We start from the raw sequence: 22,152 nt of genomic DNA, 5'->3' as shown, positions 1-22,152 counted from the left end.
TCAGACGAGATCGCGCCAGTCGGTCTCGTCCTCGTCATCATCCTGCTCCTCGAGCGTGACGATCGGCATCGTCACGGTGACGGGCACGTCGAGCAGCGCGGCCTCGTCGCGCCGGAAGGCGAGCTGGGTCTCGATGTAGCTCTCGGTGGCCTCCTGCATCGTGACCTCTCGACGACGCTGCTCCGAGAGGAACCACCGGTGCTCGAGCACCTCGTGGAAGACCTGCGGTCCCTCGAGCTTGCCGCGCAGCTCGATCGGCACGGCGGCCACCACCTTGGCGAAGACGCGCTCGAACCACTCGTTGGCGAGCGCGTCCTCGCCGACCGACGGGCGCAGGTCATGCTGCACCGCGACGTACTCGTCGAGGTCGTTGAGCAGGCGCCTCGCCTGGTTCTCCTGCGCGTCGATGCCCGTCAGCGACTGCAGGCGGCGGTGGTGGTGGCCCGGGTCGACGACCTTGGGCTGGATGGCGACCCTGGTGCCGCCGTCGGTGGTGGTGATGGCGAGCTCGCCGATGTCGAAGCCGAGCGTGTTCAGCCGCTCGATGCGATCCCGGATGCGGTATCGCTCGGACGCGGGCACCACCTGATCGCTGTGCAGCTCGTGCCAGAGGGAGTTGTACTGCTGCACGATCGATCCTGCGACCGCGACGGGGTCGATCGAGTCGTCGAGGCGTCCGCCAGCAGCGAGGTCGAGGAGCTCGCCGGCGATGTTGATGCGCGCGACCTCGAGGTCGTCGTCGCGCCGCCCGTCGGAGAGCCCGTTCGGCTCGATGGTGCCGGTCTCGGCATCGACCAGGTAGGCCGCGAAGGCGCCGGCATCGCGGCGGAAGAGCGTGTTCGACAGCGACACGTCGCCCCAGTAGAAGCCCACGAGGTGCAGCCGCACCAGCAGTCCGGCGAGCGCGTCGACCAGGCGCTGCGCCGTCGCCGCCTGCATCGACGAGCTGTAGAGCGCACGATAGGGGAGCGAGAAGCGCAGGTGGCGCGTGATGAGCACCGCCGCGAGCGGCTCGCCGCGGTCGTCGGTGCGCTCGGCGATCACCGCGAGCGGCTCCACGCACGGCACCTCGAGGCGCTGCAGCTGGCGCAGCATCGCGTACTCGCGGTTCGCCATCTCTGCCGTGGTCTCCTTGATGGCGACCACCCGGCCGCTCACGCGCGCGAAGCGCACGAGGTGGCGCGAGATGCCCTTCGGCAGCTGCACGACGTCATCCTCGGTCCACTCGTCGAGCGGCAGGTGCCACGGCAGGTCGAGCAGCGTCGCATCCATGAGCGACGACGTGATGCGCAGGTCCGAGGGCATGGCGCCATCGTAGGCGCGTGGCGCCCAGCAGACAGCAAACGGCCCCGACCGAGGTCGGGGCCGTTGCAGGACTGACTCAGAGGCGGTTGCCCGACTCCTTGTCGAACACGTGCAGGTGCGTCGGGTCAGGCGTGATGTAGACCGTGTCGCCCAGTTTGGCGTGGTTGCGGCCGTCGACGCGCGCGACGATGTCGACGCGCTTGCCCTCGACATCCGCGTGACCGTAGAGGTACCCGTCGGCGCCGAGCTCCTCGACCAGGTCGACCTCGACGGGCAGGCCGTCGCCCTGCTCGGCCACGTTGACATCCTCCGGGCGGACACCGACGACGACGCCGTCCTTCGCGCCCGAGAGCTGCTCACGGGGGATTGGCACGAGGTGGTTGCCGAAGTGCGCGCCCTGGTCGCTGATCGTGAGCTCCATGAGGTTCATCGCTGGGCTGCCGATGAATCCGGCCACGAACAGGTTCGCGGGGCTGCCGTAGAGGTCGCGCGGCGTGCCCACCTGCTGCAGCAGGCCGTCCTTGAGCACCGCGATGCGGTCGCCCATGGTGAGGGCCTCGGTCTGATCGTGCGTGACGTAGACCGTGGTGACGCCGAGGCGGCGCTGCAGTGATGCGATCTGCGTGCGCGTCTGCACGCGCAGCTTGGCGTCGAGGTTCGACAGCGGCTCGTCCATGAGGAAGACCTGCGGCTGGCGCACGATCGCTCGACCCATGGCGACGCGCTGGCGCTGACCGCCCGAGAGCGCCTTCGGCTTGCGGCCGAGGTAGGGCTCGAGGTCGAGCAGCTTGGCCGCCTCCTCGACGCGCTTGGCTCGCTCATCCTTGGCGATGCCGGCGATCTTGAGCGCGAAGCCCATGTTCTCGGCGACCGTCATGTGCGGGTAGAGCGCGTAGTTCTGGAACACCATCGCGATGTCGCGATCCTTGGGCGGCATGTCGGTGACGTCGCGGTCGCCGATCATGATGCGTCCGTCGTTGACCTCTTCGAGGCCGGCGAGCATGCGCAGGGTGGTGGACTTGCCGCAGCCTGACGGGCCGACCAGCACCAGGAACTCGCCGTCGGCGACCTCCAGGTCGATCTGGTCCACTGCGGGCTTCGTGCTTCCGGGGTAGACCCGCGAAGCCTTGTCGAACGTCACAGACGCCATTGTTCGTTTCCTCCCACCGGCAGGTACGTGCCGGACGATCCGTTGTGTGAAGACGGGCGACGATGCCCGTGGGGACATCTTTGCACGGCGCGCGCCGGTACCCTAGAAAATGGTGCGTGCCCCGATCGCGCCTCATGCCGGAATCCCGGCCGACCGCAGGACAAGGACGCATGAGCGAGAAGCTGACGAAGAACGAGCGCCGCGCGCAGGCGCGCGAGCAGGCGAAGAAGATGCAGGAGGAGCGCCGACGCCGGGAGCGCCTCAAGAAGGGTCTGACGGTCGGCGGCATCATCGTGGCCGCAGTCGCCATCGTTGCCATCGTCGCCATCGTGATCGTGAACAGCATCCGGCCCGCCGGGCCGGGCCCCGAGAACATGGCCTCGAACGGCATCGTGATCGGCCAGGACTTCGTCGCCGAGCGCACGGCCGCAGTGCCGGCGGAGGGCGAGCCCACGCCGACCGAGCCGCGCCAGGACATGATCCAGATCGAGATCTACCAGGACTACATGTGCCCCGTGTGCGGCACGTTCGATCAGACGAACCGCGCGACGCTCGAGCAGCTCATGTCGAGCGGCGCAGCGACCGTCGAGGTGCACCCGATCGCGATCCTCGACCGCGCTTCCCTCGGCACGAAGTACTCCACCCGAGCGGCCTCGGCTGCCGGATGCGTGGCCGAGTTCGCGCCCGACAAGTTCTGGGCGTTCAACAGCGCGATGTTCGACAACCAGCCGGCCGAATCGACCTCCGGCCTCTCGAACGAGGAGATCGTCGGCGTCGCCGAGGGCGCGGGCATCGAGACCGGCGATGGTCTCGCCGACTGCATCAACGACGGCCGCTTCATGAGCTGGGCCGAAGAGGCCACCGTCCGAGCGGGAACCCAGCCGCTGCCGGGCACCGACGGCGTGGTCGCCGACCGCACCCCGACCGTGCTCGTGAACGGTCAGCAGTACCCGGGCAGTGCGTCCGATGCCGCGGGCTTCTCGGCCTTCGTCACCGCAGCCGCCGGCCAGCTCACGGGTGAGCCCACGGAGACCCCGGCGCCGAGCGAGGCGCCGGCCGAGACCAGCACCCCGGCGAACGAGGGCTGATGCTGGGAGCCGCCCGACCGGTCGGGGCCGCGCTGATCGCGCTCGCTCTGCTGGTCGGGTGTGCTTCCGAGCCTCCGCCGCCGATCACGACGATCGGTGAGCTCGGCGCCGCCTACCTCGACGCGGGCGGCGAGTGTGCCGAGCTCGTCGAGCAGTACCGCGCGTCGGACGACGAGCCCGCGATCGCGCGCTGCGGCGCCGATACCGAGCTGATCCTGGCGGCCGACGCCGACCAGGCGCTGGCGATCGCGACGCAGCGTCAGCTGCAGGAGCAGACCGTGCTGGTCTCCGGTCGGTGGGTGATCCGCGATGCGCGGCTCGCGACGATCCAGCAGGCCATGGGCGGCCAGATCGTCACGCTCGCGGCTGCCGACGGCCCGGCCAACATGGCCGACGCCATCGCGTTCGCCGACGATGGCGTCGTCGCGGCGGATCCCGTGCCGGCCGGGGGTGAGCCCGAACCACGTGCACCGGCGGGCGATGTGCGCGACGTCCTGGTCGTGATCGACGCGCAGTGCGAATACTGCGACCGGCTGCTGCAGGCCGGTGGCGTGCTGCTCACGGAGCTGGCGGACAGCGGTCAGGCACGCGTTGCCTACCTCCCGGTCGCGCTCGGCGACTCGATCGAGAGCGGCTACGCGTCCACACTGGGCGCGAACGCCCTGGCGTGCGTCGCCGATCAGGCACCGGATGCCTACCGCGCGTTCCAGACGGCGCTGCTCGCCCACCTGCAGCAGCACCCCTTCGAGGCGGGGGAGGTCGCCGCGCTCGCCGCCGAGCACGACGCGCAGGTTGCACCATGCATTGAATCGGCGCAGTTCGCATGGTGGGTTCGGCAGGCCACCGTGCGAGCGATCGACGAGCCCCTGCAGGGCGTCGAGCCGCTGCGCGGTGTGCCCACGGTAATCGTCGACGGCGTCACGTTCGCGGGCGACGTGGGCGATGCGGCGGCACTCGAGGCGTTCATCGCGGATCCGACGCAGCCCGCGCAGCCGTAGCCGCCGGACTCGAGCCCCCTGTCAGGATTGAACTGACGACCTACGCTTTACAAGAGCGCCGGGACACCATTACCGAACTACCCCGAACTGAGCCGCGTCGGCTCGTTCTGCCGCGAGATTCAGCGGGTCTGAGCGCTTCGAGATCTGCCAGCGCGGTGCGTTTCGGCGCGCGCCAAAACCCCGTGGAGCGGCGCGGCTGACGGGGACTAGACGGGGATCAATCGACTTTCACGCCGTCGGCCACTTCGCACCCTGCACGATTACGCCACGGTTGAACCATTGGACCAGCGGCACAGCCAAGAACACCGCCACCTCGCCCTGCTCCTGCGTCGGCTTGATGTACCCATTGCCGCCGTGACGGGAGCCCTGGCCGTTCCACAGCGCGTCCATCATCGACACCACGACATCGGCCGCCTGCTCGCGCCCGGGCACGCTGGTCGGCAGTCGCCAATCTGCTTGCGCCCGCATGTCGCGGATCATGGTGCCGAGCGTCGCCTTGCTGTTCTTCGGTGACACGACATGCACACCCGCCGCTTCGACAGCTTTGATCGCTTTCTCATAAGCGTCTTCCGGGTCCGGACTCCTGCCGAACGCAGCGTGCCAGGCCTCAGTGAGGAGAGCGCCGCCATCACTGGTTGTCATCGCTTCGTGCGCGGCCTCTTGCATGGGGAGCCCGACGCGCCGCGTGAGCCCTGCCTCTCCACCGCGCGGGCCCGGACGCGAGACCGTCCAGGCGGACCCGGCGTCGGTCAGAATCTGCTCAAGTTGGCTCCGGTCGCCCACGTTGTTGAACAGCATGAAGTCGACGAAATCCAAGGCGAAGTCGTCATCCTTGCGCTTCAGCACGCGGTGCCCCAGGTAGTACTGGTCGCCGTCGCCCGCAAGCGGATGCGTGCCGCGCCGCAGGCGGTCGAACGCCCTCACCAACTCCTCCACGGCTACCAGCCCCCAACGCTCGACTGACTTGTTTATCCAAGTCAGTAGAGATGACTCCAGCCAGGACGGGACGCCCTCGTCGAGGTCGTCGTAGATGTCGGGCTCGTTCCGGGGGCGCCACTGCGTCATGCCGCTGAGCGTATCGGTGGGTGGTGACACGGCTACCTGATGCGGCGGCTAATCCCGGTGCCCTGAGTCTGCGGTGGCAGCGGCTCGCGGCGGATGGAAGCTCGGCGCTCGGCGCGCGCCTGCTCGGCGGTGGTTGTGGGCTGGAGCTTTGCCTGTTCGCCGCGTTCGAGGAAGTAGCGGTCGTCGTCCGGGTTGGGGTTCTTGTTCATGCCCTCTATTGTCCCTCGGCATTCACGTGCCTGGGAATCTCATCTTGAATAGACAATGTGCATCGTTGCTACTGCACATTGTGTTTCCGAAGGCTCGGGAAGTTATTTGCCGCGCGTGCTGATAACGAGGGAGGATTAACTTGTACGCATTCCCGCCCACAGGAGAACCAATGCCTCATCCCGTGCAAACCGTCCGATTGGACATCGGCATTCCCGAAACCCTCGACAACGCTGCTCAGCACGTTGCCTGGGCGCTCGACATCGACCGCAAGCAAGTCGTCCGCCTTGCACTCGCGCTCGGGCTCAAGCAGCTCGGCGCGGTCTTCGAGGCCGACCCCGACATCTACGTCGTCAAGCGCGGTCGCCCGCGCCTCCAGCCCAACCCCGCCCCACCTATCACCGACTGAGAGGAACCAACCATGGAGATTCAGCTCCCCAAGTACCCGGCGTCCGCCGGACCAGCCGCCGCAAAGCGCCTCAACGGCATGCGCGAGCGGTCCGCCGCCGCGCGCGCCACCTTGCAGCGCGAGCTCGACAGGACCGTGGAGGCCTTCGACCGAGCGTTCGAGGTCGCTGACCGACAGCGCACCGTGCGGGACCGCATCGCCGACGCGGCCAAGGCCGACTCGCAGCGGGTGACCCGATGAGCTCGAACGCGGCGAGTCCGACGCCCCACGACCTGCGCGTGCTGGCGCGCGAGCAGCAGTACGGCAACTCCAGCGTGGAGGTCGAGACTGTCAAGCAGATCGACGCTCTCGTATTCGACAAGGTCCGCACCTACGAGGCCGCCATCGTCGAGTCGGCGGCGGACTTCGCGGCCAATGCGGGCGACGACATGACAGCGGCCAAGGAGATCGGCTTCGCGCTGGCCGAGGAGGTGCGCCAGCCACTCGACGGCGGCGCAGACCCGAACGCCGTTGCCAAGCGCTTCGAAGCGCTCCGCCGAGACGCGGAGACGGCCCTCGGGGCGCTGGAGCGAGCAGAGCGGGAGGCCGAATGGCACGCCGAGAAGCTTGCCGATCCCTATACGGGCTACTCCACGCTCATGCAGCGCTATCCGATTCTGCGACCGGCCCTCGCAATTTGAGCGCGAGAAGGGGCCGGACAACTCGACTATCCGGCCCCAGAGATTCCCAACCTACGAGAAGAGAAACTGCCATGTATTCCTCAGACCCATTCTACTGGGCGGAACTCCGGCCCGCTACGCCGGTACGATCCGTGGTCGAATTCTGGACCACCTCACCGAATCGTGCAATTCAGCCTACCGGGCTTCCCGACAAGGGACTTATCGCAAGATTGTCGAGTTACGAGAAGGCGACCGCGCATTTCCTATCCATCGACTTCGAGAGCGAGCCTCCGGCTAACTCCGTCGGCGAGGCGCTCGTGCGGCTCCGGGGCTGGCACGCCGACCGGGGCGTGCACTTCTACTCAATGAACCGGATTGCCCGACACCTTCAGCAGTCGATGGCAACCCCTCGGCATCCGGCCGGATGGCGACTGGCTCGCTACGGCTGGACGCTACTCGCTGCGCTCGACGCCGCAGACCTGGTCTGCATCGAGCTCACCTCGGAACACACTCGCGAGCGCGTGCGCCTCGCGGCGCGAATCGCCGAGTTGGAGGACGCGGCTTGACACGGACGGTCCGACTAGCAGAACATCGTTAGACAACTTGACAGCGCTGCTGCACCCGGAGTACCGGGTGAGATGGATGGCATCTAGGACTGAGGGAGTCCGTGGCGAACCAAACCGACAACGTCGGGAGGTTCGTGAACGGCTCCCTTTCGTGTGCCCGGCGGACCTCTCGACACCACCCGAGAGGAACCCCAACCAATGCCGTCCACCCCAGCACCGCTCCGCCAGCCGGTGTACTCACCAGCCGAGGCACCCCGCCATCCCCTCGCCCTGAAGTTCCGCATCAGCGAGCGGATGATCCGACGGGCGATCCAGACCAACCGCCTCCGCTACGCGCGCCCAGGTGGGCTCCGGGTGCTCATCGCCGCCGAAGACCTTGAGGCCTGGATCACCGGCGACGGCACCCCGCTGGGCGGCGAACGTGGCTGACCGCGTGATCCAGCGCAAGGACCGCAAGGCTCGGTCTCACCCGCCGGTGGAGAAGCGCAGTTTCTCCGCCGAGCAGGTAGCCGAAGCTCTCGGCAGCCGGTTCTTCGGCGAACGGTCCGGCGACGAGCAGAAGCTGTACTGCCCGGTCTGTGAAAACCCCGCCACCAGTAAGTCCGCGTCCGCCAGCGTCAACCTCGCCGAGCTTCGCTGGTGGTGTCACACGCGCGGCGAGGAACCGGACCATCGCATCTCTCTCGACGGCGTTGTGCGGCAGCTCACGAGCTTCGACGCCGATCCGGTAGGGCACTCCGACGCGCCGAGCGTGCGACCAGCGGCAAGGCTTCAGCCCATCGAGGACCAAGGCGATCCGGGTCGGTGGCATGAGCAGCTGATCCACGGCTTCCCGAAATTCCTGCCGTATCTCCACAACCAACGCGGGCTGACGCCGGACACGATCGCCCGCTACAAGATCGGTTTCGACGGACTCGCCTACACGCTCCCCATCCACGTCCCCGCGCTCGGCTACACCAACGTGCGCCGATACAACCCTCAACCCAAGCCCGGCTTCCCGAAAATCTGGTCGGCCGAGGGCCACGGACAAGCGGCGCTGGCTTACACCGCGAATCTGGTGGGAAACACCCTTCCCGTGCTGCTGACCGAGGGCGAGCTAGATTGCCTGCTCGCACATCAGGAGCGCCGCGGCGTAGACGGCGTGGAACTCTACGTCGGCATCGCCACAACCGGCGGCGCTGGCAACCGGGCCGTTAATCCCGAAGCAGTCGCGGGCCGGCAAGTGCATATCGCCTTCGACAACGACGACGCGGGCAGAGCCGGTGCGCAGCGGATGAAGGCGGCGCTACGCGAGATCGGCGCGGAGGTGTACATCCTCGATGTTCGCGACCTGGGCATTCCTGACGGCGCCAATGGCCAGGACGTGACAGACGCCTTTATGCGCTACGGCTGCACCGCCGAGCGCGTCGCCGAGGCCATGAGCAAGGCCCGCGCTCGAACCGAAGCCGTCAAGCAGGAACCACCGGAGTTCATGCACACGGACCTTGGGAACGCCGAGCGCCTGGCAGCGGTGTTCGGCCAGGACATGCGCTGGGTCGCAGACCAGAGCCGCTGGGTTGTCTGGCGCGAGGGCCGCTGGGTGGATGACCATCACGGTCAAGTCATCGCTTGGGCCAAGGCGTCCGCACGGATGATCTGGCACGAGGATCCCAAATGGGCGAAGGCGTCGGAATCCCGCGCGCGCATCGAGAGCGCGGTCAAGTTGGCACAGTCCGACAGCGCGCTCTCCGTCCTGGCCGACGAGTTCGACGCCGACCCCTGGCTGCTGAATCTCAAGAACGGCACCGTGGACCTTCGGACCGGCGAGCTGCGCGAACACCGCCGCGAAGATTTCATTCGGCGGATCGTCCCGCACGATTTCGACCCGAACGCAACAGCGCCGACGTTCGAGGCATTCCTGAACAAGGTGCAACCGGACCCCGAGATGCGCGCGTTCTTGCAGCGGGCGGTCGGCTACTCGCTGACCGGACACACCTCCGAGCAGAAGATGCTGCTGCTGCACGGCAACGGTCAAACCGGTAAGTCGACGTTTGTGGAGACGCTGATGCGGCTCCTTGGCCCGTACGCCAAGTCCCTTCCGTCGGCGTCACTTGTGGCGCAAGGCTTCGACCGCATCCCGGCCGACATCGCGATGCTGCACGGCGCGCGCTTCGTATCAGTGAGCGAGTTCGAGGACGGTCGCCAGATCAACGAACGCCTCGTTAAGCAACTCACCGGCGGCGACACCATGACCGCGCGGTTCATGCGGGAGAACTTCTTCGAGTTCCGACCGCAGTGCACAATCTGGGTCACCACCAACCACAAGCCCCAGGTGCGTGGCACCGACGAGGGCATCTGGCGTCGCCTCCTGCTGGTGACGTTCGGCGTGCGTATCCCCGACTCGGAGCGGGACGACTCGCTCGCCGAGCGGCTGGCCGAGGAGTTGTCCGGCATCCTGCGCTGGGCGGTCGACGGCGCTGAGGAGTGGGCGCGAGTGGGCCTCCAGCCGCCGCCTGGGGTGCTCGCGGAGACACGCGTCTACCGGAGCGAGGCCGACCTCATGCTGTCGTTCCTCGAAGAAGCCTGCGAGGTCGGGCCGCACGCCTCGGTGTCGAAGCAGCACCTCTACGACGGCTACCGCGAGTGGTGCGACACGAGCGGCCTTCGCGCGGTGTCAAAGAACGTCTTCGGCCGGATGCTCAAGGAGCGCACCGACCTCATCGACGTGCTCGGCGAGGAGCGCCGGGGCAAGAACAAGGTCTACTTCTGGACCGGCATCGGCCTCCTGAGTCACCTCGCGTCCGTCGACGAGCTCGGCGGCTCTAACGGGCCGCGAGTCGTCGGAAGAGCCGCCATTAGAGCCGCCACACGACGGACGCTGAGCTCGACGGAGGACAAGCCGTGACCGCTCAGGGCTCCGGTTTGAGCCGCTTTCGGCAGTTAGAGCCGCCAAGAGCCGCCATTAGAGCCGCCACAACTCCTCATACGAACACAGGGATCTCCTCACAAGGCGGCTCTCACGGCTCTAAATATCTGGCATCCGTCCTACGAGGAGAACGAGACGAAGTACCTGAAGGAGCGCCGTATGGGGAGGAACAAAGGAATTTTGAGCCGCCAGAGCCGCCGACCGATTCGGGTTCGCGGTTCGCCCAGCAACGACGGAAGTGGAGAACGACATGACGGACCTGATGAAGACCGAGACCCGATGCAGTGCAAGGCGGAAGTCCGGAGGTGCGTGCCGGAACTACGCGATCCGTGGTGCGACGGTGTGCCGGATGCACGGCGGGGCAGCGCCGCAGGTGAAGGCCGCAGCACAGGTGCGCTCCTCATGGCGGCCGACCGGGCAGCGGCGCAGCTGGTGGTGCTGATGTACGACAAGACCGCACCGCACGCCGTCCGGCTCGCCGCCGCCCGCGACCTGCTCGACCGCGCCGGGCTGTCGGCGCGCACGGCTGTGGATGTGGACGTTGCAGTGCACGGGCCGAGCTTGCTGGAACGCAACCTCGCCGACGTGGTCATCGACTACGGCGAGGACGTGGTGGACGCCGAGGTGGTCGAGCCCGAGCCGCCCGCACCGGAGCCGCGAGCTCTGCGGCCCCGCCGAGGCAAGCGCTCCTACCGCTCGGCGGACCACGACGCGCCGTGAGGATCACAGGCCCGTTTGCCACCGCCACAGCGCTGGAGCACTCTTCGTCGTCAGGCGGAAACGTCCCCCAACGCCTTCCGCCTGCCAACCGACAAGGAGCACGACATGCAAATCCGACTGATCGCTACCGCCGACCCACACACCCGTGTGAGGCCGGGCGACACCGGCACCGTCCTGCACGCCGACGGCCTCGGCACGGTGCATGTCCGCTGGGACGACGGCTCGACCCTCGGGCTCGTGTCCGGCGTGGACGAGTGGGAGTTGCTCTGCGAGCGCTGCGGCGACCCGCTCGTGCCCGGCTGCTGCATCACCGTCGGCGACCCGGAGTGGGAGCGATGAGCCAGCACATGCTCGCCTACGTCCGGGTCAGCACCGAGGAGCAGGAACGCTCCGGGCTCGGCGTCGAGGCGCAGCGAGCCGCGCTCGCGGCCGAGTGCGAGCGGCGCGGCTGGACCTACGAGCTTGTCGAGGACCTCGGCCGATCGGGCAAGCACGTCAACCCCGGCCTGCGGGACGCGCTGCACATGCTCGCCAGCGGGCAGGCCGACGGGCTCATCGTGGCGAAGCTCGACCGCTTGGCGCGCTCGGTGCGGCACGCCTCGGCGATCATCGACGACGCCCTGCGGCAGCGCTGGTCGCTCGTCGTGCTGGACAACGCGCTCGACCTCACGACACCGGGCGGCCGGGCCATGGCCCAGATGCTGGCGACGTTCGCCGAGCTTGAGCGGGAGATGATCGCCAGCCGCACCCGCGAGGCGCTCGCCGCCCGCAAGGCACGCGGTCAGCACAACGGACGCCGCTCCGCGATCCCCGCCGCCGTGCTGCGCCGGATCGTCACCGACCGCGAGGCCGGTGCCGCGTTCGGCGCGATTGCACAGGCGCTCACCGCCGACGGCGTGCTGACACCCACCGGGCTCGCTCTCTGGCACGAGAGCACCGTCCGCCGCGCCTATCGCTCGGCGGCTGAGGCCGCGTCTGCCCCGGAGCCCATGCGTATGGCCACGTAGCTGACGAACAGCCCGATCTGGGACGCGAGCCCATCCCCACCCGTTCTCTTCACCCCTGTGGCCATACGGCCAAGACACCGACAAGGAGCACTCCATGAACGCAATCCCTATCCCCGGCATCCCGGAAGACAGCCGGTTCGCCTACGAGCCCGAGGCCACGCCCGGCCCGAAGACCCGCCCCGCCGCCGACTTGCTGCCCGGTGACAGCTTCGTGTACCGCGCCAGCCCCAACGCCGAGCCCGCCGTCGTGGAGGTCGTCCGAACCGAGACGCTGCACCGCACCGGCCGCGTGCGCGTGTGGGCCTACCGCCAGCGCGCGAGCCGCTCGCTTATGACGCCGTTCATCGCGGGCACCTTCGGCCCCGGCGCAACAGTGGAGGTGTCAGATGGCACACGTCCGTGAGGTCGCCCGCAAGGCTGGCCGCGCCTTCGAGGTGCGATGGCGCGACGGCGGCAAGGACCGCCAACGCACCTTCACCGTCAAGCGCGATGCCGAGCGCTTCGCCCTGAAGGTCGAGACTGAGGTCGCTGCCGGCACGTCTACCGCCGCGCATGCCAAGGGTCGCACCGTCGCTCAGGTCGCTGAGGACATGATGCGCGGTGCGGAGCTTGTGCTGAAGCCGCGCTCGCTCCAGGAAGCTCGGCGGATCAACCGCGCCCGACTGCTGCCGCGCTTCGGCGCACGGCGAGTCACGGCGGTGACGACCGCCGATGTGCAGCTGTGGGTTAGCGAGCTCGCCGCCGAGGGGCTGGCTCCTGCAACCGTCGCCAAGGCCTACGTCGCGCTGCGCAAGGTGTTCAAGCACGCGCTGCTCAACCGCGAGGTTGCCTACAACCCGTGCGACGGCGTTCGACTCCCCAAGTCGCACGAAGAGGACGCCTCGGCGCGTTTTCTGACCAAGGCGGAGGTGGACAACCTCGCAGTGGCGCTCGCGGCAGAGCAGCCGTTCGACCTGCTGGTGCGGTTCGCGGCGTTCACGGGTCTACGGGCCGGGGAGATCGTCGGCCTGCGGATCGCCGACCTGGACCTCGCCCGGCAGCGCGTCGCGGTGAGACAGACGCTCCAGCGGATCGCGGGGCAGTGGGTCGCGGGCACGCCGAAGTCGCGCCGCTCGTCCCGCGACGTGCCGCTGCTGTCCACGGCGCTCGTCGCCGACCTGCGCAGCTACCTGATGCAGCACCCGCGCTCGGGCGACCCAGCTGCGTTGCTGTGGCCCGCCCGAACCAACGCCGGGCATCGGCTCGACTACGAGCGTCCGCTTGATCTGCAAGCCTTCCGCCGCAATGCCTTCGCCCGAGCGGTCGCCTCCGCCGAGCTACCGCCGATGCGCTTCCACGACTTGCGCCACACGGCGGCGAGTCTGTGGCTCGCGGCGGGCATCGAGCCCTATCGCGTGAGTCGCTGGCTCGGGCACGCTTCGCTGGTCACCACCGACACGGTCTACGCCCACCTGTACCCCGGCAACGACGACGCCTACCGAGCTCGCTTCGACGCGCTGGATGCGGCAGCGGTCTGAACGTGTTGGGGGCAACACGTAGGGTTGGCTCGCCCCACCGAGGGCTAGGTGCCGTTCGCTGGCAGAACCGACAATTGAGGAGACAATCGGTGCTTTCAACCGAGCTTCGTGTAGCTGTGGATCGAGCGTGGGACGGCGTGTGGTCGAGCGGCGTCACAAACCCGATCACGGTGTCCGATCTGCTCGGCACCATTCTCATGGTTGCCGACCCGCGCGGACCTCAGGCGTGGGATCGACTCGCGACAGCAGTGGACGCGAACGATGCGGGGGCGCTATCTGAAGTCTTGGCGACTGTGCGAAGGGCTCATGGAATGGAGCCGGGGGCGGAAGTCGAGAGCCCGGAGTTTTGGAAGGACGCTGAGCCAGCTCGCCGAGCGATGGAGGCGCTGCGATTTCTCCGGGAGCAGTCCTTGGGGACGGATGTTCTCGGCGACATCTACGAGCACGTGTTGTCCAAGTTAGGTTTGGCCGGGCAATTCGGGCAGTTCAGGACGCCGAGGCATCTGGTTGAGTTCATGGTGCAGGTCGCTGACCCGGAACAGGATGAACTTGTGTTGGACCCCGCTTGCGGAACGGGGGGCTTCCTGGTCGCTGCATCGGACTATCGGCGAGCGCGGGGGCGCGCCGGACGCTACGAGGGTGCAGAGATCGACCGGACCGTCGCTCGAATCGCAAGCGCCAATCTGGCATTCCATGACGTCGCTGGCGGCGACGTCATGGTCGCAGATGGTCTCAGCGCGACCCTCGGTGAGGCCGACGTGATTCTTGCGAATCCACCGTTCGCGGGCGCGGTCTCTGATGAGGTGATCAGCCGTTTCACTACTCGATCCAAGAAGACCGAGCTTCTATTCCTGGAAAGGATGATGAAGCTACTTCGGCCTGGAGGGCGTGCCGTCGTCGTTGTCCCCTACGGCGTCGTGACAGGTAGTTCGGGTGCTGGCTCCGCAATCCGCGAAATGCTCGTTCGAGGCAACTCGCTCGCTGCCGTGATCGAGTTGCCGAGCGGAGTCTTCCGTCCTTATACCGACGTCAAGACTGCGATCTTGGTGTGGCGAGCCGAACCCGATGGCGCGGCCACCCAGATGGTCCGGGTAGCGAACGACGGGTTTTCGCTCGACGCTCGTCGCGAGCCAATCGGCTTCAATGACCTTCCCGAAGCGATCGCCGTGGTCCGAGGACAAGACGCCCTAATCGCGCACCGTTGCGTCCCGACCGAAGAAATCGTGGCGGCGGGGCTCAACCTGAACCCCTCGCGGTACCTCGGCGACGCGGATGCAGCATCCGTTGAACACGTCGACTCGGAGGACGTACTGGCGGCGCTCGGCGGGCGCTTGCAACTAATGCTCGATCGAGTCGTCGCACTAAAGCAGGAGGTCGCCTCATGAGGAAGACGGTTCCCCTTCACGCCGTTGTCGCGCCCGTCCGAAGCGGAGTCAAGCCAGAGCAGATGCAGGTGCAGTGGCAGTACATCCTTCTTGAGCACATCTCGCAAGGCACCGGTGAGGTTGTCGAAGCTCGTGTGGGTGATTACGAGGTCAAGTCAGCGAAGGTTCGGTTCGAGGCCGGGGATATCCTGTACGGCAAGCTGCGCCCTCAACTGCGGAAGTGCTGCGTGGCAGTGGAGCCGGGAGCTTGCAGCACAGACATCGCGCCACTCCGACCTCTGTTCGATGACTCGGCCTACTACTTGGCCGCCGTTCTGCGTAGCGCGGATTTCACCCAGAAAGTCCAACGGCTCGTCGCCGGGGCCAATCTGCCGAGAGTTAACGTCAGGGAGTTGCTCGCTCTGGAAATCCCTTGGCCGGAGGAAGTTGCCGAGTTGAGTCGGCGAAACAGACTCGCCGTGGAGACCATTGATTTGCGAGCAGAGGCTGCGAAGTTCACGGCCGACCTGCGTCGGCTCGAACTCTCGGTGACCCAGCTCTAGCCGTCGGATCTGCCCTTGCTCTTGCGAACGAACGACACGTATGTGTCGGCAGTCACGTTCGCACGACGGATGAGCTCCAGTTGCCGCTTGCTGTCCGCACTTGAGGTACCAATCATTCGGAACAGGCCGCCGAAGTTGGCCGCGAACGAGACCCTCGCCGAGGGCCGTCGGCTTTCGGGGCCGGACAGCCGCTCCCGCTTGCCATTGGCATTGAGAGGCTCGCCATCGTGCTGGCACAGGTCTGGTTCGCACCCATCCGGGCAATAGTCGGCATCAACGAACGTGCCGCCTCGCGCGATATGCAACTGGTCGCGAAGTTCAGCGAGCGGCAATGCTCGGTCGAGGAACACCTCCACAATCTTCGGCCAGACTCGCTGCCCGCCGGGCTCGGGCTCCCACGACCACGTCATGACCAGGAGCAGATCGTTGGGGCCGATGCCCGCTTGCAGCTCGGCGAAGTGCGCCTTCGACTCTTCAGCACCGAGGTTCATCGTCTTGGCCTCGATGCGGAAGAGCTCCCCCTCGGCGGTCACCGGATCCCATTCAGCGGCGGCGTCGATGCATGCATAGTCGTTGTACTGGTCGTCCGCGATCCAGGCGATCTCGACGCCATGGGGTGCGAGCGCTCGGCTCATGTGGTAGCCCCAGAGTCCTTCGAGCAGCAGGCCCATCCCACTGCCCAGCCGTCCGCCGCGAGTCTTGAAGGTGGCGCGAGTGAAGTCGTTGATAACAGAGATGACGCTCAGGTTCTCGGCCCGTATGAAGTCCGCTGCCTCCGTCGCGGTTAGGTCTGCGCGTTCCGCGAGCTCCGGAGACTCGGAGGCGTCCTGCAGTTCTTCAAACATCGCGTTCATGTGGCGACGCTATCCAGAAGGCGGGGTTCTGGCGGGGATTCCGGTTCCGGCATGTCTCCGGCTTGGGTCAACTCCCCAGAGTTTACCTGGAGCCCCCTGTCAGGATTGAACTGACGACCTACGCTTTACAAGAGCGTTGCTCTACCACTGAGCTAAGGAGGCCTGCCGCGCGAGCGGCACCGAGCCATTCTAGGCGGGTCGGGCGCGGGGGTGCAGCCGCGGGCCCGCGAGGAGCGTTCGGCGGTCAACCGTGCATCAGTCGCGCACGAGCAGGTCGCCGACCTCGCACTCCAGTGCGTCGCAGATCGCGACCAGCGTCGAGAAGCGGATGGCCCGAGCGCGATCGTTCTTCAGCACCGACAGGTTCACGACGCTCACGCCCACGCGCTCGCTCAGCTGCGTGAGCGTCATGGCGCGTTCGGTCAGCAGTGCGTCGAGCCTGCATCGGATGCCGGTCGGCTCGTCGTCCGCGCTCCCCACTAGACCAGGCCCGCCGTCTCACGCTGCATCCGCTCACCGGTTCGGAACGCCGCGGCGACGGCCACGAGCGCGAGCGCGATGAGGATCGGCCAGAACTCGATGGTGAAGGCGAGCGACGGCTCGGGGAGCCCCGTGTCGGCGACCCCGCCGGCCGGGACATCGCCGGTGAACGCCCACGAGTCGATGCGCAGCACCTGGTTTGCGGCGAGCGTGCTGCCGATCGCGGTGAGCGCCTGCCATACGATGCCGCCGAGCGCGAGCGTTCCGGCTGCGAGCCTGAGGGATCTGGTCAGGGAAGCGGCGAACGGAGCGTCCGTCAGCAGCCGCCGGCAGAGGAGCGCGACGACGATGCCGATCACCACGAGGGTCGCGCCCTGCACGATGATCCCGCCGGCGAGGAACGCGCGAGCGGTGAGATCGAGCCCCGTGACCTCCACCGCCGCGACGCTGAATCCTCCGGAGACCACGGAGGCCGTCGGGCCGCTGATGTCCGTGACGCCCGGGAGCGGGCTCGGCCAGAAGGTCCGGACGGGGAGCGCGACCTGGACCTGCGATGCGGCGAGCGTGGCGATGGTCGACCAGAGCGTGCCGATCGCGGCGAGCGCCGCATAGGCCGTGGCTCCGATCATGATGACCGGGAGTGCCGCGGCGTCGCGGCGCTCGTCGGCGCCGCGACGTGTGAGCGCCGCGATCCCGGCGATGCTCAGCAGGCCGATGGCGATGACGGTGAGGAGCAGGAACCAGCTCATCGGGCACGACCTTCCAAACGATTATCGATAGTAACGAATATCGATAAGGTAGGGCTGGATCGGGCCGGCGTCAAGCACTGTGTGAGCAGTCAGGGCACGGAGTTTCGTGTGCAGCCTCGGCGTGGGACGTCGAGCGCCCGGTGCGCTCTAGGCTTGCCCGGTGACGGAGCAGCCAACGACCGCGTCTGCGCACACACCGGACGCCGAGGGAGACCACCGCAACGTGCTCGGGTGGACGCTCGTCGGAGTGCTCGCGGGCAGCGCGCTCGCGACCCAGGGACGGCTGAACGGCGAGCTGGGCGCGCGGCTCGAGCACGGCATCCTCGCCGCCTTCATCTCGTTCGTCATCGGCTGCCTGGTGCTGGCAGCGGTGCTGGCCTTCTCGAAGCGGGATCGCGCCGGCATGCGCAGGCTGTTCCGCGTGGTCCGCGACGGCACGATGCCCTGGTGGTATCTCTCCACCGGCGTCATCGGCGCATTCCTGGTGGCGACGCAGAGCCTCGTGATCGGTGTCGTCGGCGTCGCGCTGTTCACCGTCGGCGTCGTCGCCGGCCAGACGATCAGCGGCCTCGCCGTCGACCGGTTGGGCTTCGGAGGCCTTGCGCGAAAGCCCATCACGCCACCGCGCGTGATCGGCGCGCTGCTGGCGATGCTGGCCGTGGGCATCGCGCTGGCGGGCTCGGGCCAGCTGGATGTCGCCTGGCTCGTCGTGCTGCCATTCGCGGCCGGCCTCATGCAGGGGCTGCAGCAGGCCATGGCCGGCTCGGTGCAGCGGCAGACGGGTTCGGCGATCACGCTGGCGACGCAGAACTTCGCCGTGGGCGCGGTCGCGCTCGGCCTGGTCGTCGTCGTGCAGGGCCTGGCTGGCCAGGAATCACGGCCGCTGCCCGCGGAGCCGCTGCTCTACGTCGGCGGTGCGCTCGGCGTCGTGTTCGTCGCGCTCAGCTCCGTCGCGGTGCACCACCTGGGCGTGCTGGCGCTGGGGCTGGCGGCGATCTGCGGGCAGGTGCTCGCCTCGGTCGCGCTTGACGTGCTCTTCCCCGCCGAGCATCCGGTCACGGTGTGGTCGCTCGTCGGCGCGGCGCTGACGATCACGGCGGTCGCCGTGTCGTCGATCCGGCGACCGACGCGTCGCGCGTCTGGCGTCAGCCCTCCGGCGTGAAGTTCAGCGCCAACGAGTTCATGCAGTAGCGGTCGCCCGTGGGCGTCTGCGGCGCGTCATCGAAGATGTGCCCCAGGTGGCTGTGGCAGTTGGCGCAGCGCACCTCGGTGCGCACCATGCCGAGCGTGCGGTCCTCGATCAGCTCGACCGCGTCCTCACGCACCGTCTCGTAGAAGCTCGGCCAGCCGCAGCCGGCGTCGAACTTCGTCTCGTCGCGGAAGAGCTCGTTGCCGCACGCGCCGCACGTGTAGACCCCCTGGCGCTGCTCATCGAGCAGCGCGCCCGTCCACGGACGCTCGGTGCCGGCTTCTCGCAGCACCCGGAAGGCTTCGGGGGAGAGGGCGGTCCGCCACTCGGCGTCGGATCGTTCGCGCGATTCGTTCATGGTTCCAGCGTACGACCGCCGCGCATGCGTTTCGCGCCAGGCGGAACGGTGGGCCCGCCATAGGATCGGAGCATGGCCACTGACCCGCGGACGCACGCGCGCTCGCACGACGAGGCCACCGGCGACGAGTCGGCCGCCCGCGCATTCGCGAGCGCCGAGTCGCGGGCATCCGAGCCCGACGGGCAGGCCACGGATGCCGCGGCCCACGACCTCGCCGCGGCGCGCGAGGAGCGCATCCGCCGGGTGCTCGACTTCGAGGCGAGCTGGGCGAGCCACGGCGGCGCGAAGGCTCGCGCGATCCGCACCGAGTTCGGATGGACCACGACGCGCTACTACCAGGTGCTCGACCGCTGTCTCGAGACGGAGGCGGCCGTGCGGCACGATCCGATGCTCGTGGGCAGGCTGCTGCGCCTGCGTGAGGCCCGATGACCCGGACGCATCGCGTGGGGGCGCATCGCTCCAGCAGCACGAAGCGGTGGCCGCGCTGGGCGATCCTGCTCGGCGCGCTGGCGACGGTGATCGTGCTGACCGCCGTTGGCCTGTTCGTCCTGGACGCGCTGCGCCCGCGCGAGGTCGTGCCGACCGAGCCCCCGCCGCCGCCGCTGGTGACCGATCCGAGTGCCATCGATCCGGCGCTCGACGCATCCATCACCGTGCTCGACGGCTCGGGCCAGGGCGGCTTCGGCGCGGGCGTCGGGCAGGCGCTCGCCGACGCCGGCTGGAACGTCGTCGCGACCGCCGGCAGCACCGAGGGCAGCGAGACCGTCGTCTGGTACGACGACGAGGCGCTCGCGCCGGTCGCCCGAGGGCTCGCGGCGCAGCTCGGCGTCGGCACCGAGGAGCAGTCGGACGGACGCCTCTCCGGCACGCCCATCACGATCGTGGTGGCACCGGATGCGCTCGGCGTCGCACCGAGCGCGGAGCCGCGGGACGATGGCGAGCTCGAGCACGAGCCCGTCACGGAGACACCGGCGCCGTAGTCGGCGCTTCCGGCCTGGCTCCGGGCGCATCGCCGCCCGCGCGCTTGCACTCGACCCCGCCGAGTGCCAGACTTGGCGCTGGCACTCCCTCGGATGGAGTGCCAGTTGAACGTACTGGCGTCCAGGAGGGACGAGACTGCAATGGCAAAGATGATCGCATTCGACGAAGAGGCCCGCCGCGGGCTCGAGCGTGGACTCAACCAGCTCGCCGACGCGGTGAAGGTGACCCTCGGGCCGCGCGGCCGCAACGTCGTGCTCGAGAAGAAGTGGGGCGCCCCCACCATCACGAACGATGGCGTCTCGATCGCCAAGGAGATCGAGCTCGAGGACCCCTACGAGCGGATCGGCGCTGAGCTGGTCAAGGAGGTCGCGAAGAAGACCGACGACGTCGCCGGTGACGGCACCACCACGTCGGTCGTGCTCGCTCAGGCGCTCGTGCGCGAGGGGCTGCGCAACGTCGCGGCCGGTGCTGACCCGATCAGCCTGAAGCGCGGCATCGACAAGGCGGCAGCGGCCGTCTCCGAGCAGCTGCTCAAGAACGCCAAGGAGGTCGAGACCAAGGAGGAGATCGCCGCCACGGCCGCGATCTCTGCTGCGGACCCCGAGATCGGCGCGCTCATCGCCGAGGCCATCGACAAGGTCGGCAAGGAGGGTGTCGTCACCGTCGAGGAGTCGAACACCTTCGGCACCGAGCTCGAGCTGACCGAGGGCATGCGCTTCGACAAGGGCTTCCTGTCGCAGTACTTCGTCACGGACCCGGAGCGCCAGGAGACGGTCTTCGAGGACCCCTACGTTCTGATCGTCAACTCGAAGATCTCGAACATCAAGGACCTCCTCCCGGTCGTCGACAAGGTGATCCAGGCGGGCAAGCAGCTCGTCATCATCGCCGAGGACGTCGACGGTGAGGCGCTCGCGACGCTGGTCGTGAACAAGATCCGCGGCATCTTCAAGTCGGTCGCCGTCAAGGCTCCCGGCTTCGGCGACCGTCGCAAGGCGATGCTCGCCGACATGGCGATCCTCACGGGCGGCCAGGTCATCTCCGAGGAGGTCGGCCTCAAGCTCGAGAACACGACGCTCGACATGCTCGGCCGTGCGCGCAAGGTCGTCATCACCAAGGACGAGACCACGATCGTGGAGGGCGCCGGCGAGGCCGACGCCATCGCGGGTCGCGTGCGTCAGATCCGCCAGGAGATCGACAACACCGACAGCGACTACGACCGCGAGAAGCTCCAGGAGCGCCTTGCGAAGCTCGCCGGTGGCGTTGCCGTCATCAAGGCGGGTGCCGCGACCGAGGTCGAGCTCAAGGAGCGCAAGCACCGCATCGAGGACGCCGTCCGCAACGCGAAGGCTGCTGTCGAGGAGGGCATCGTCGCCGGTGGTGGCGTTGCGCTCATCCAGGCCGCCAAGACCGCGTTCGACGCGCTCGAGCTCTCGGGCGACGAGGTGACCGGCGCGAACATCGTCAAGGTCGCCGTCGACGCTCCGCTGAAGCAGATCGCCCTCAACGCCGGCCTCGAGCCGGGCGTCGTGGCCGAGAAGGTGCGCCACCTCGAGGTCGGCTTCGGCCTCAACGCCGCGACCGGTGAGTACGTCGACATGCTCGCTGCTGGCATCTCCGACCCGGTGAAGGTCACGCGCTCCGCGCTGGCCAACGCCGCGTCGATCGCTGGCCTCTTCCTCACCACCGAGGCAGTCGTCGCCGAGAAGCCCGAGAAGGCGCCGGCCATGCCGGCCGACCCCACGGGTGGCATGGACTTCTGATGCCGTAGCGCTCAGGTCCGCGGCGCGGACCTGAGCGCGGAGGCGTCAGGGTCGAGGAGCGTGCGGCACGCAGTGCCGCTCGCGTCACGAGACCCAGGAGCTTCACAGCAGAGAAGGGCCCCAGCAGCAATTGAACTGGTCCCCGAAAGTTGGACCGGTTTGACGGGAGCCTAGCCCGTGAGGACCTGAGTCCGGTGTTCCACCGGGCTCAGGTCCTTTCTGGTTGAGGAGATTCGCTCCTCGTTGTACCAGCGCATG

29 protein-coding genes and 2 tRNA genes are annotated in these 22,152 nt (G+C 67.9%); 20 read left to right on the top strand and 11 right to left on the bottom strand.

Annotation, left to right across the window (positions count from 1 at the left end):
* Both ACJJVL_RS00300 and ACJJVL_RS00295 read right to left on the bottom strand, forming a co-directional pair.
* Positions 1–1,305 (bottom strand): DUF4032 domain-containing protein, encoded by a 1,305-nt coding sequence (locus ACJJVL_RS00300; RefSeq protein WP_405216013.1) that lies wholly within the window; start codon positions 1,303–1,305, stop codon positions 1–3.
* A gap of 76 nt (positions 1,306–1,381) precedes the next feature.
* Positions 1,382–2,455: an ABC transporter ATP-binding protein gene (locus tag ACJJVL_RS00295; protein WP_405216012.1), complete on the bottom strand. Its 1,074-nt coding sequence runs from the start codon at positions 2,453–2,455 to the stop codon at positions 1,382–1,384.
* A gap of 170 nt (positions 2,456–2,625) precedes the next feature.
* On the opposite strand from ACJJVL_RS00295, the gene ACJJVL_RS00290 reads away from it, so the two are divergent.
* Positions 2,626–3,543, top strand: a complete 918-nt coding sequence (locus ACJJVL_RS00290) for a DsbA family protein (protein WP_405216011.1) — start codon at positions 2,626–2,628, stop codon at positions 3,541–3,543.
* The gene (locus ACJJVL_RS00285; RefSeq protein ID WP_405216010.1) at positions 3,543–4,541 is read left to right on the top strand and encodes a DsbA family protein; all 999 of its coding nucleotides are present in this window, start codon (positions 3,543–3,545) and stop codon (positions 4,539–4,541) included. Before ACJJVL_RS00290 ends, ACJJVL_RS00285 begins: the two co-directional genes overlap by 1 nt.
* A 15-nt stretch (positions 4,542–4,556) precedes the next feature.
* On the opposite strand, the gene ACJJVL_RS00280 is transcribed toward ACJJVL_RS00285, so the two are convergent.
* From ACJJVL_RS00280 to ACJJVL_RS00270, 3 genes are all read right to left on the bottom strand, one after another.
* Positions 4,557–4,625, bottom strand: a tRNA-Thr gene (locus ACJJVL_RS00280).
* Positions 4,626–4,769: 144 nt separating this feature from the next.
* A complete protein-coding gene (locus ACJJVL_RS00275; RefSeq protein ID WP_405216009.1) occupies positions 4,770–5,606 on the bottom strand; it encodes a hypothetical protein in 837 nt (278 codons plus the stop codon).
* A 32-nt stretch (positions 5,607–5,638) separates the two neighbouring features.
* Positions 5,639–5,815 (bottom strand): hypothetical protein, encoded by a 177-nt coding sequence (locus ACJJVL_RS00270; protein ID WP_405216008.1) that lies wholly within the window; start codon positions 5,813–5,815, stop codon positions 5,639–5,641.
* 170 nt (positions 5,816–5,985) lie between these two features.
* On the opposite strand from ACJJVL_RS00270, the gene ACJJVL_RS00265 reads away from it, so the two are divergent.
* From ACJJVL_RS00265 to ACJJVL_RS00200, 14 genes are all read left to right on the top strand, one after another.
* Positions 5,986–6,222, top strand: coding sequence for a hypothetical protein (locus ACJJVL_RS00265; protein WP_405216007.1), 237 nt, complete (start codon positions 5,986–5,988; stop codon positions 6,220–6,222).
* A gap of 12 nt (positions 6,223–6,234) precedes the next feature.
* On the top strand, positions 6,235–6,462 hold the full coding sequence (locus tag ACJJVL_RS00260) for a hypothetical protein (protein WP_405216006.1): 228 nt from the start codon (positions 6,235–6,237) through the stop codon (positions 6,460–6,462).
* Positions 6,463–6,500: 38 nt separating this feature from the next.
* Complete coding sequence (locus ACJJVL_RS00255; RefSeq protein ID WP_405216005.1) at positions 6,501–6,902, top strand: hypothetical protein; 402 nt, start codon at positions 6,501–6,503, stop codon at positions 6,900–6,902.
* Positions 6,903–7,033: 131 nt separating this feature from the next.
* Entirely contained in the window at positions 7,034–7,447 is a 414-nt protein-coding gene (locus ACJJVL_RS00250) for a hypothetical protein (protein WP_405216004.1), read from the top strand.
* A 198-nt stretch (positions 7,448–7,645) separates the two neighbouring features.
* A complete protein-coding gene (locus ACJJVL_RS00245) occupies positions 7,646–7,876 on the top strand; it encodes a helix-turn-helix domain-containing protein (protein WP_405216003.1) in 231 nt (76 codons plus the stop codon).
* 4 nt (positions 7,877–7,880) lie between these two features.
* Entirely contained in the window at positions 7,881–10,331 is a 2,451-nt protein-coding gene (locus tag ACJJVL_RS00240; protein ID WP_405216002.1) for a phage/plasmid primase, P4 family, read from the top strand.
* Between the two features lie 271 nt (positions 10,332–10,602).
* Positions 10,603–10,794, top strand: coding sequence for an HGGxSTG domain-containing protein (locus ACJJVL_RS00235; RefSeq protein ID WP_405216001.1), 192 nt, complete (start codon positions 10,603–10,605; stop codon positions 10,792–10,794).
* On the top strand, positions 10,755–11,072 hold the full coding sequence (locus ACJJVL_RS00230; RefSeq protein ID WP_405216000.1) for a hypothetical protein: 318 nt from the start codon (positions 10,755–10,757) through the stop codon (positions 11,070–11,072). The genes ACJJVL_RS00235 and ACJJVL_RS00230 overlap by 40 nt, the downstream gene beginning before the upstream one ends.
* A gap of 105 nt (positions 11,073–11,177) precedes the next feature.
* Positions 11,178–11,411, top strand: coding sequence for a DUF4314 domain-containing protein (locus ACJJVL_RS00225; RefSeq protein WP_405215999.1), 234 nt, complete (start codon positions 11,178–11,180; stop codon positions 11,409–11,411).
* A gap of 8 nt (positions 11,412–11,419) precedes the next feature.
* Positions 11,420–12,079: a recombinase family protein gene (locus ACJJVL_RS00220; RefSeq protein WP_405215998.1), complete on the top strand. Its 660-nt coding sequence runs from the start codon at positions 11,420–11,422 to the stop codon at positions 12,077–12,079.
* A gap of 94 nt (positions 12,080–12,173) precedes the next feature.
* Positions 12,174–12,482, top strand: a complete 309-nt coding sequence (locus ACJJVL_RS00215; protein ID WP_405215997.1) for a hypothetical protein — start codon at positions 12,174–12,176, stop codon at positions 12,480–12,482.
* Positions 12,466–13,596, top strand: coding sequence for a tyrosine-type recombinase/integrase (locus ACJJVL_RS00210; RefSeq protein WP_405215996.1), 1,131 nt, complete (start codon positions 12,466–12,468; stop codon positions 13,594–13,596). Before ACJJVL_RS00215 ends, ACJJVL_RS00210 begins: the two co-directional genes overlap by 17 nt.
* An 89-nt stretch (positions 13,597–13,685) precedes the next feature.
* On the top strand, positions 13,686–14,981 hold the full coding sequence (locus ACJJVL_RS00205) for a class I SAM-dependent DNA methyltransferase (RefSeq protein ID WP_405215995.1): 1,296 nt from the start codon (positions 13,686–13,688) through the stop codon (positions 14,979–14,981).
* Positions 14,978–15,523, top strand: coding sequence for a hypothetical protein (locus ACJJVL_RS00200; RefSeq protein ID WP_405215994.1), 546 nt, complete (start codon positions 14,978–14,980; stop codon positions 15,521–15,523). The genes ACJJVL_RS00205 and ACJJVL_RS00200 overlap by 4 nt, the downstream gene beginning before the upstream one ends.
* Here ACJJVL_RS00200 and ACJJVL_RS00195 read toward each other — a convergent pair.
* The 4 genes from ACJJVL_RS00195 to ACJJVL_RS00180 all read right to left on the bottom strand — a co-directional run bounded on the left by ACJJVL_RS00195 (position 15,520) and on the right by ACJJVL_RS00180 (position 17,606).
* Entirely contained in the window at positions 15,520–16,377 is an 858-nt protein-coding gene (locus tag ACJJVL_RS00195; protein WP_405215993.1) for a hypothetical protein, read from the bottom strand. The two genes, ACJJVL_RS00200 and ACJJVL_RS00195, sit on opposite strands and share 4 nt — an antisense overlap.
* Positions 16,378–16,464: 87 nt before the next feature.
* Positions 16,465–16,539: transfer RNA gene (locus tag ACJJVL_RS00190), tRNA-Thr, on the bottom strand.
* 93 nt (positions 16,540–16,632) lie between these two features.
* Entirely contained in the window at positions 16,633–16,857 is a 225-nt protein-coding gene (locus tag ACJJVL_RS00185) for a helix-turn-helix domain-containing protein (RefSeq protein WP_405215992.1), read from the bottom strand.
* On the bottom strand, positions 16,857–17,606 hold the full coding sequence (locus tag ACJJVL_RS00180; protein WP_405215991.1) for a hypothetical protein: 750 nt from the start codon (positions 17,604–17,606) through the stop codon (positions 16,857–16,859). Before ACJJVL_RS00180 ends, ACJJVL_RS00185 begins: the two co-directional genes overlap by 1 nt.
* Before the next feature lie 160 nt (positions 17,607–17,766).
* Between ACJJVL_RS00180 and ACJJVL_RS00175 the strand changes: the two genes are divergently transcribed.
* Positions 17,767–18,768 carry a DMT family transporter gene (locus tag ACJJVL_RS00175; protein WP_405215990.1) on the top strand — a complete coding sequence of 334 codons (1,002 nt, stop codon included), beginning with the start codon at positions 17,767–17,769 and terminating at the stop codon, positions 18,766–18,768.
* Here the strand turns inward: ACJJVL_RS00175 and msrB are convergent.
* The gene (gene msrB / locus ACJJVL_RS00170; RefSeq protein WP_405215989.1) at positions 18,752–19,153 is read right to left on the bottom strand and encodes a peptide-methionine (R)-S-oxide reductase MsrB; all 402 of its coding nucleotides are present in this window, start codon (positions 19,151–19,153) and stop codon (positions 18,752–18,754) included. The genes ACJJVL_RS00175 and msrB overlap by 17 nt on opposite strands.
* A gap of 72 nt (positions 19,154–19,225) precedes the next feature.
* Here msrB and ACJJVL_RS00165 point away from each other — a divergent pair, with 72 nt between their 5' ends.
* The 3 genes from ACJJVL_RS00165 to groL all read left to right on the top strand — a co-directional run bounded on the left by ACJJVL_RS00165 (position 19,226) and on the right by groL (position 21,894).
* A complete protein-coding gene (locus tag ACJJVL_RS00165; RefSeq protein ID WP_405215988.1) occupies positions 19,226–19,582 on the top strand; it encodes a DUF3263 domain-containing protein in 357 nt (118 codons plus the stop codon).
* Entirely contained in the window at positions 19,579–20,133 is a 555-nt protein-coding gene (locus tag ACJJVL_RS00160) for a LytR C-terminal domain-containing protein (protein ID WP_405215987.1), read from the top strand. The genes ACJJVL_RS00165 and ACJJVL_RS00160 overlap by 4 nt, the downstream gene beginning before the upstream one ends.
* 141 nt (positions 20,134–20,274) lie before the next feature.
* Complete coding sequence (groL, locus tag ACJJVL_RS00155) at positions 20,275–21,894, top strand: chaperonin GroEL (protein WP_405215986.1); 1,620 nt, start codon at positions 20,275–20,277, stop codon at positions 21,892–21,894.
* A gap of 170 nt (positions 21,895–22,064) precedes the next feature.
* Here the strand turns inward: groL and ACJJVL_RS00150 are convergent, their stop codons facing one another.
* A complete protein-coding gene (locus ACJJVL_RS00150; protein WP_405215985.1) occupies positions 22,065–22,151 on the bottom strand; it encodes an IS3 family transposase in 87 nt (28 codons plus the stop codon).
* Position 22,152: the final 1 nt, after the last annotated feature.

Source organism: Agrococcus sp. Ld7, from assembly GCF_045064095.1.
In the GTDB taxonomy this organism is placed as follows: Bacteria; Actinomycetota; Actinomycetes; order Actinomycetales; family Microbacteriaceae; genus Agrococcus.
The sequence above is the reverse complement of the archived record's forward strand: the minus strand, read 5'-3'. Positions and strand labels throughout refer to the sequence as shown.

Excerpts from the sequence above, each read along its gene's own strand:
- ACJJVL_RS00165 (WP_405215988.1), top strand. The coding sequence starts at position 19,226 with ATGGCCACTGACCCGCGGACGCACGCGCGCTCGCACGACGAGGCCACC.
- ACJJVL_RS00235 (WP_405216001.1), top strand. The coding sequence starts at position 10,603 with ATGACGGACCTGATGAAGACCGAGACCCGATGCAGTGCAAGGCGGAAG.
- ACJJVL_RS00220 (WP_405215998.1), top strand. The coding sequence starts at position 11,420 with ATGCTCGCCTACGTCCGGGTCAGCACCGAGGAGCAGGAACGCTCCGGG.
- ACJJVL_RS00270 (WP_405216008.1), bottom strand. The coding sequence starts at position 5,815 with ATGAACAAGAACCCCAACCCGGACGACGACCGCTACTTCCTCGAACGC.
- ACJJVL_RS00265 (WP_405216007.1), top strand. The coding sequence starts at position 5,986 with ATGCCTCATCCCGTGCAAACCGTCCGATTGGACATCGGCATTCCCGAA.
- ACJJVL_RS00200 (WP_405215994.1), top strand. The coding sequence starts at position 14,978 with ATGAGGAAGACGGTTCCCCTTCACGCCGTTGTCGCGCCCGTCCGAAGC.
- ACJJVL_RS00275 (WP_405216009.1), bottom strand. The coding sequence starts at position 5,606 with ATGACGCAGTGGCGCCCCCGGAACGAGCCCGACATCTACGACGACCTC.
- ACJJVL_RS00180 (WP_405215991.1), bottom strand. The coding sequence starts at position 17,606 with ATGAGCTGGTTCCTGCTCCTCACCGTCATCGCCATCGGCCTGCTGAGC.
- groL (WP_405215986.1), top strand. The coding sequence starts at position 20,275 with ATGGCAAAGATGATCGCATTCGACGAAGAGGCCCGCCGCGGGCTCGAG.
- ACJJVL_RS00160 (WP_405215987.1), top strand. The coding sequence starts at position 19,579 with ATGACCCGGACGCATCGCGTGGGGGCGCATCGCTCCAGCAGCACGAAG.
- ACJJVL_RS00195 (WP_405215993.1), bottom strand. The coding sequence starts at position 16,377 with ATGAACGCGATGTTTGAAGAACTGCAGGACGCCTCCGAGTCTCCGGAG.
- ACJJVL_RS00150 (WP_405215985.1), bottom strand. The coding sequence starts at position 22,151 with ATGCGCTGGTACAACGAGGAGCGAATCTCCTCAACCAGAAAGGACCTG.
- ACJJVL_RS00295 (WP_405216012.1), bottom strand. The coding sequence starts at position 2,455 with ATGGCGTCTGTGACGTTCGACAAGGCTTCGCGGGTCTACCCCGGAAGC.
- ACJJVL_RS00215 (WP_405215997.1), top strand. The coding sequence starts at position 12,174 with ATGAACGCAATCCCTATCCCCGGCATCCCGGAAGACAGCCGGTTCGCC.
- ACJJVL_RS00225 (WP_405215999.1), top strand. The coding sequence starts at position 11,178 with ATGCAAATCCGACTGATCGCTACCGCCGACCCACACACCCGTGTGAGG.
- ACJJVL_RS00290 (WP_405216011.1), top strand. The coding sequence starts at position 2,626 with ATGAGCGAGAAGCTGACGAAGAACGAGCGCCGCGCGCAGGCGCGCGAG.
- ACJJVL_RS00260 (WP_405216006.1), top strand. The coding sequence starts at position 6,235 with ATGGAGATTCAGCTCCCCAAGTACCCGGCGTCCGCCGGACCAGCCGCC.
- ACJJVL_RS00285 (WP_405216010.1), top strand. The coding sequence starts at position 3,543 with ATGCTGGGAGCCGCCCGACCGGTCGGGGCCGCGCTGATCGCGCTCGCT.
- ACJJVL_RS00245 (WP_405216003.1), top strand. The coding sequence starts at position 7,646 with ATGCCGTCCACCCCAGCACCGCTCCGCCAGCCGGTGTACTCACCAGCC.
- ACJJVL_RS00300 (WP_405216013.1), bottom strand. The coding sequence starts at position 1,305 with ATGCCCTCGGACCTGCGCATCACGTCGTCGCTCATGGATGCGACGCTG.
- msrB (WP_405215989.1), bottom strand. The coding sequence starts at position 19,153 with ATGAACGAATCGCGCGAACGATCCGACGCCGAGTGGCGGACCGCCCTC.
- ACJJVL_RS00210 (WP_405215996.1), top strand. The coding sequence starts at position 12,466 with ATGGCACACGTCCGTGAGGTCGCCCGCAAGGCTGGCCGCGCCTTCGAG.
- ACJJVL_RS00230 (WP_405216000.1), top strand. The coding sequence starts at position 10,755 with ATGGCGGCCGACCGGGCAGCGGCGCAGCTGGTGGTGCTGATGTACGAC.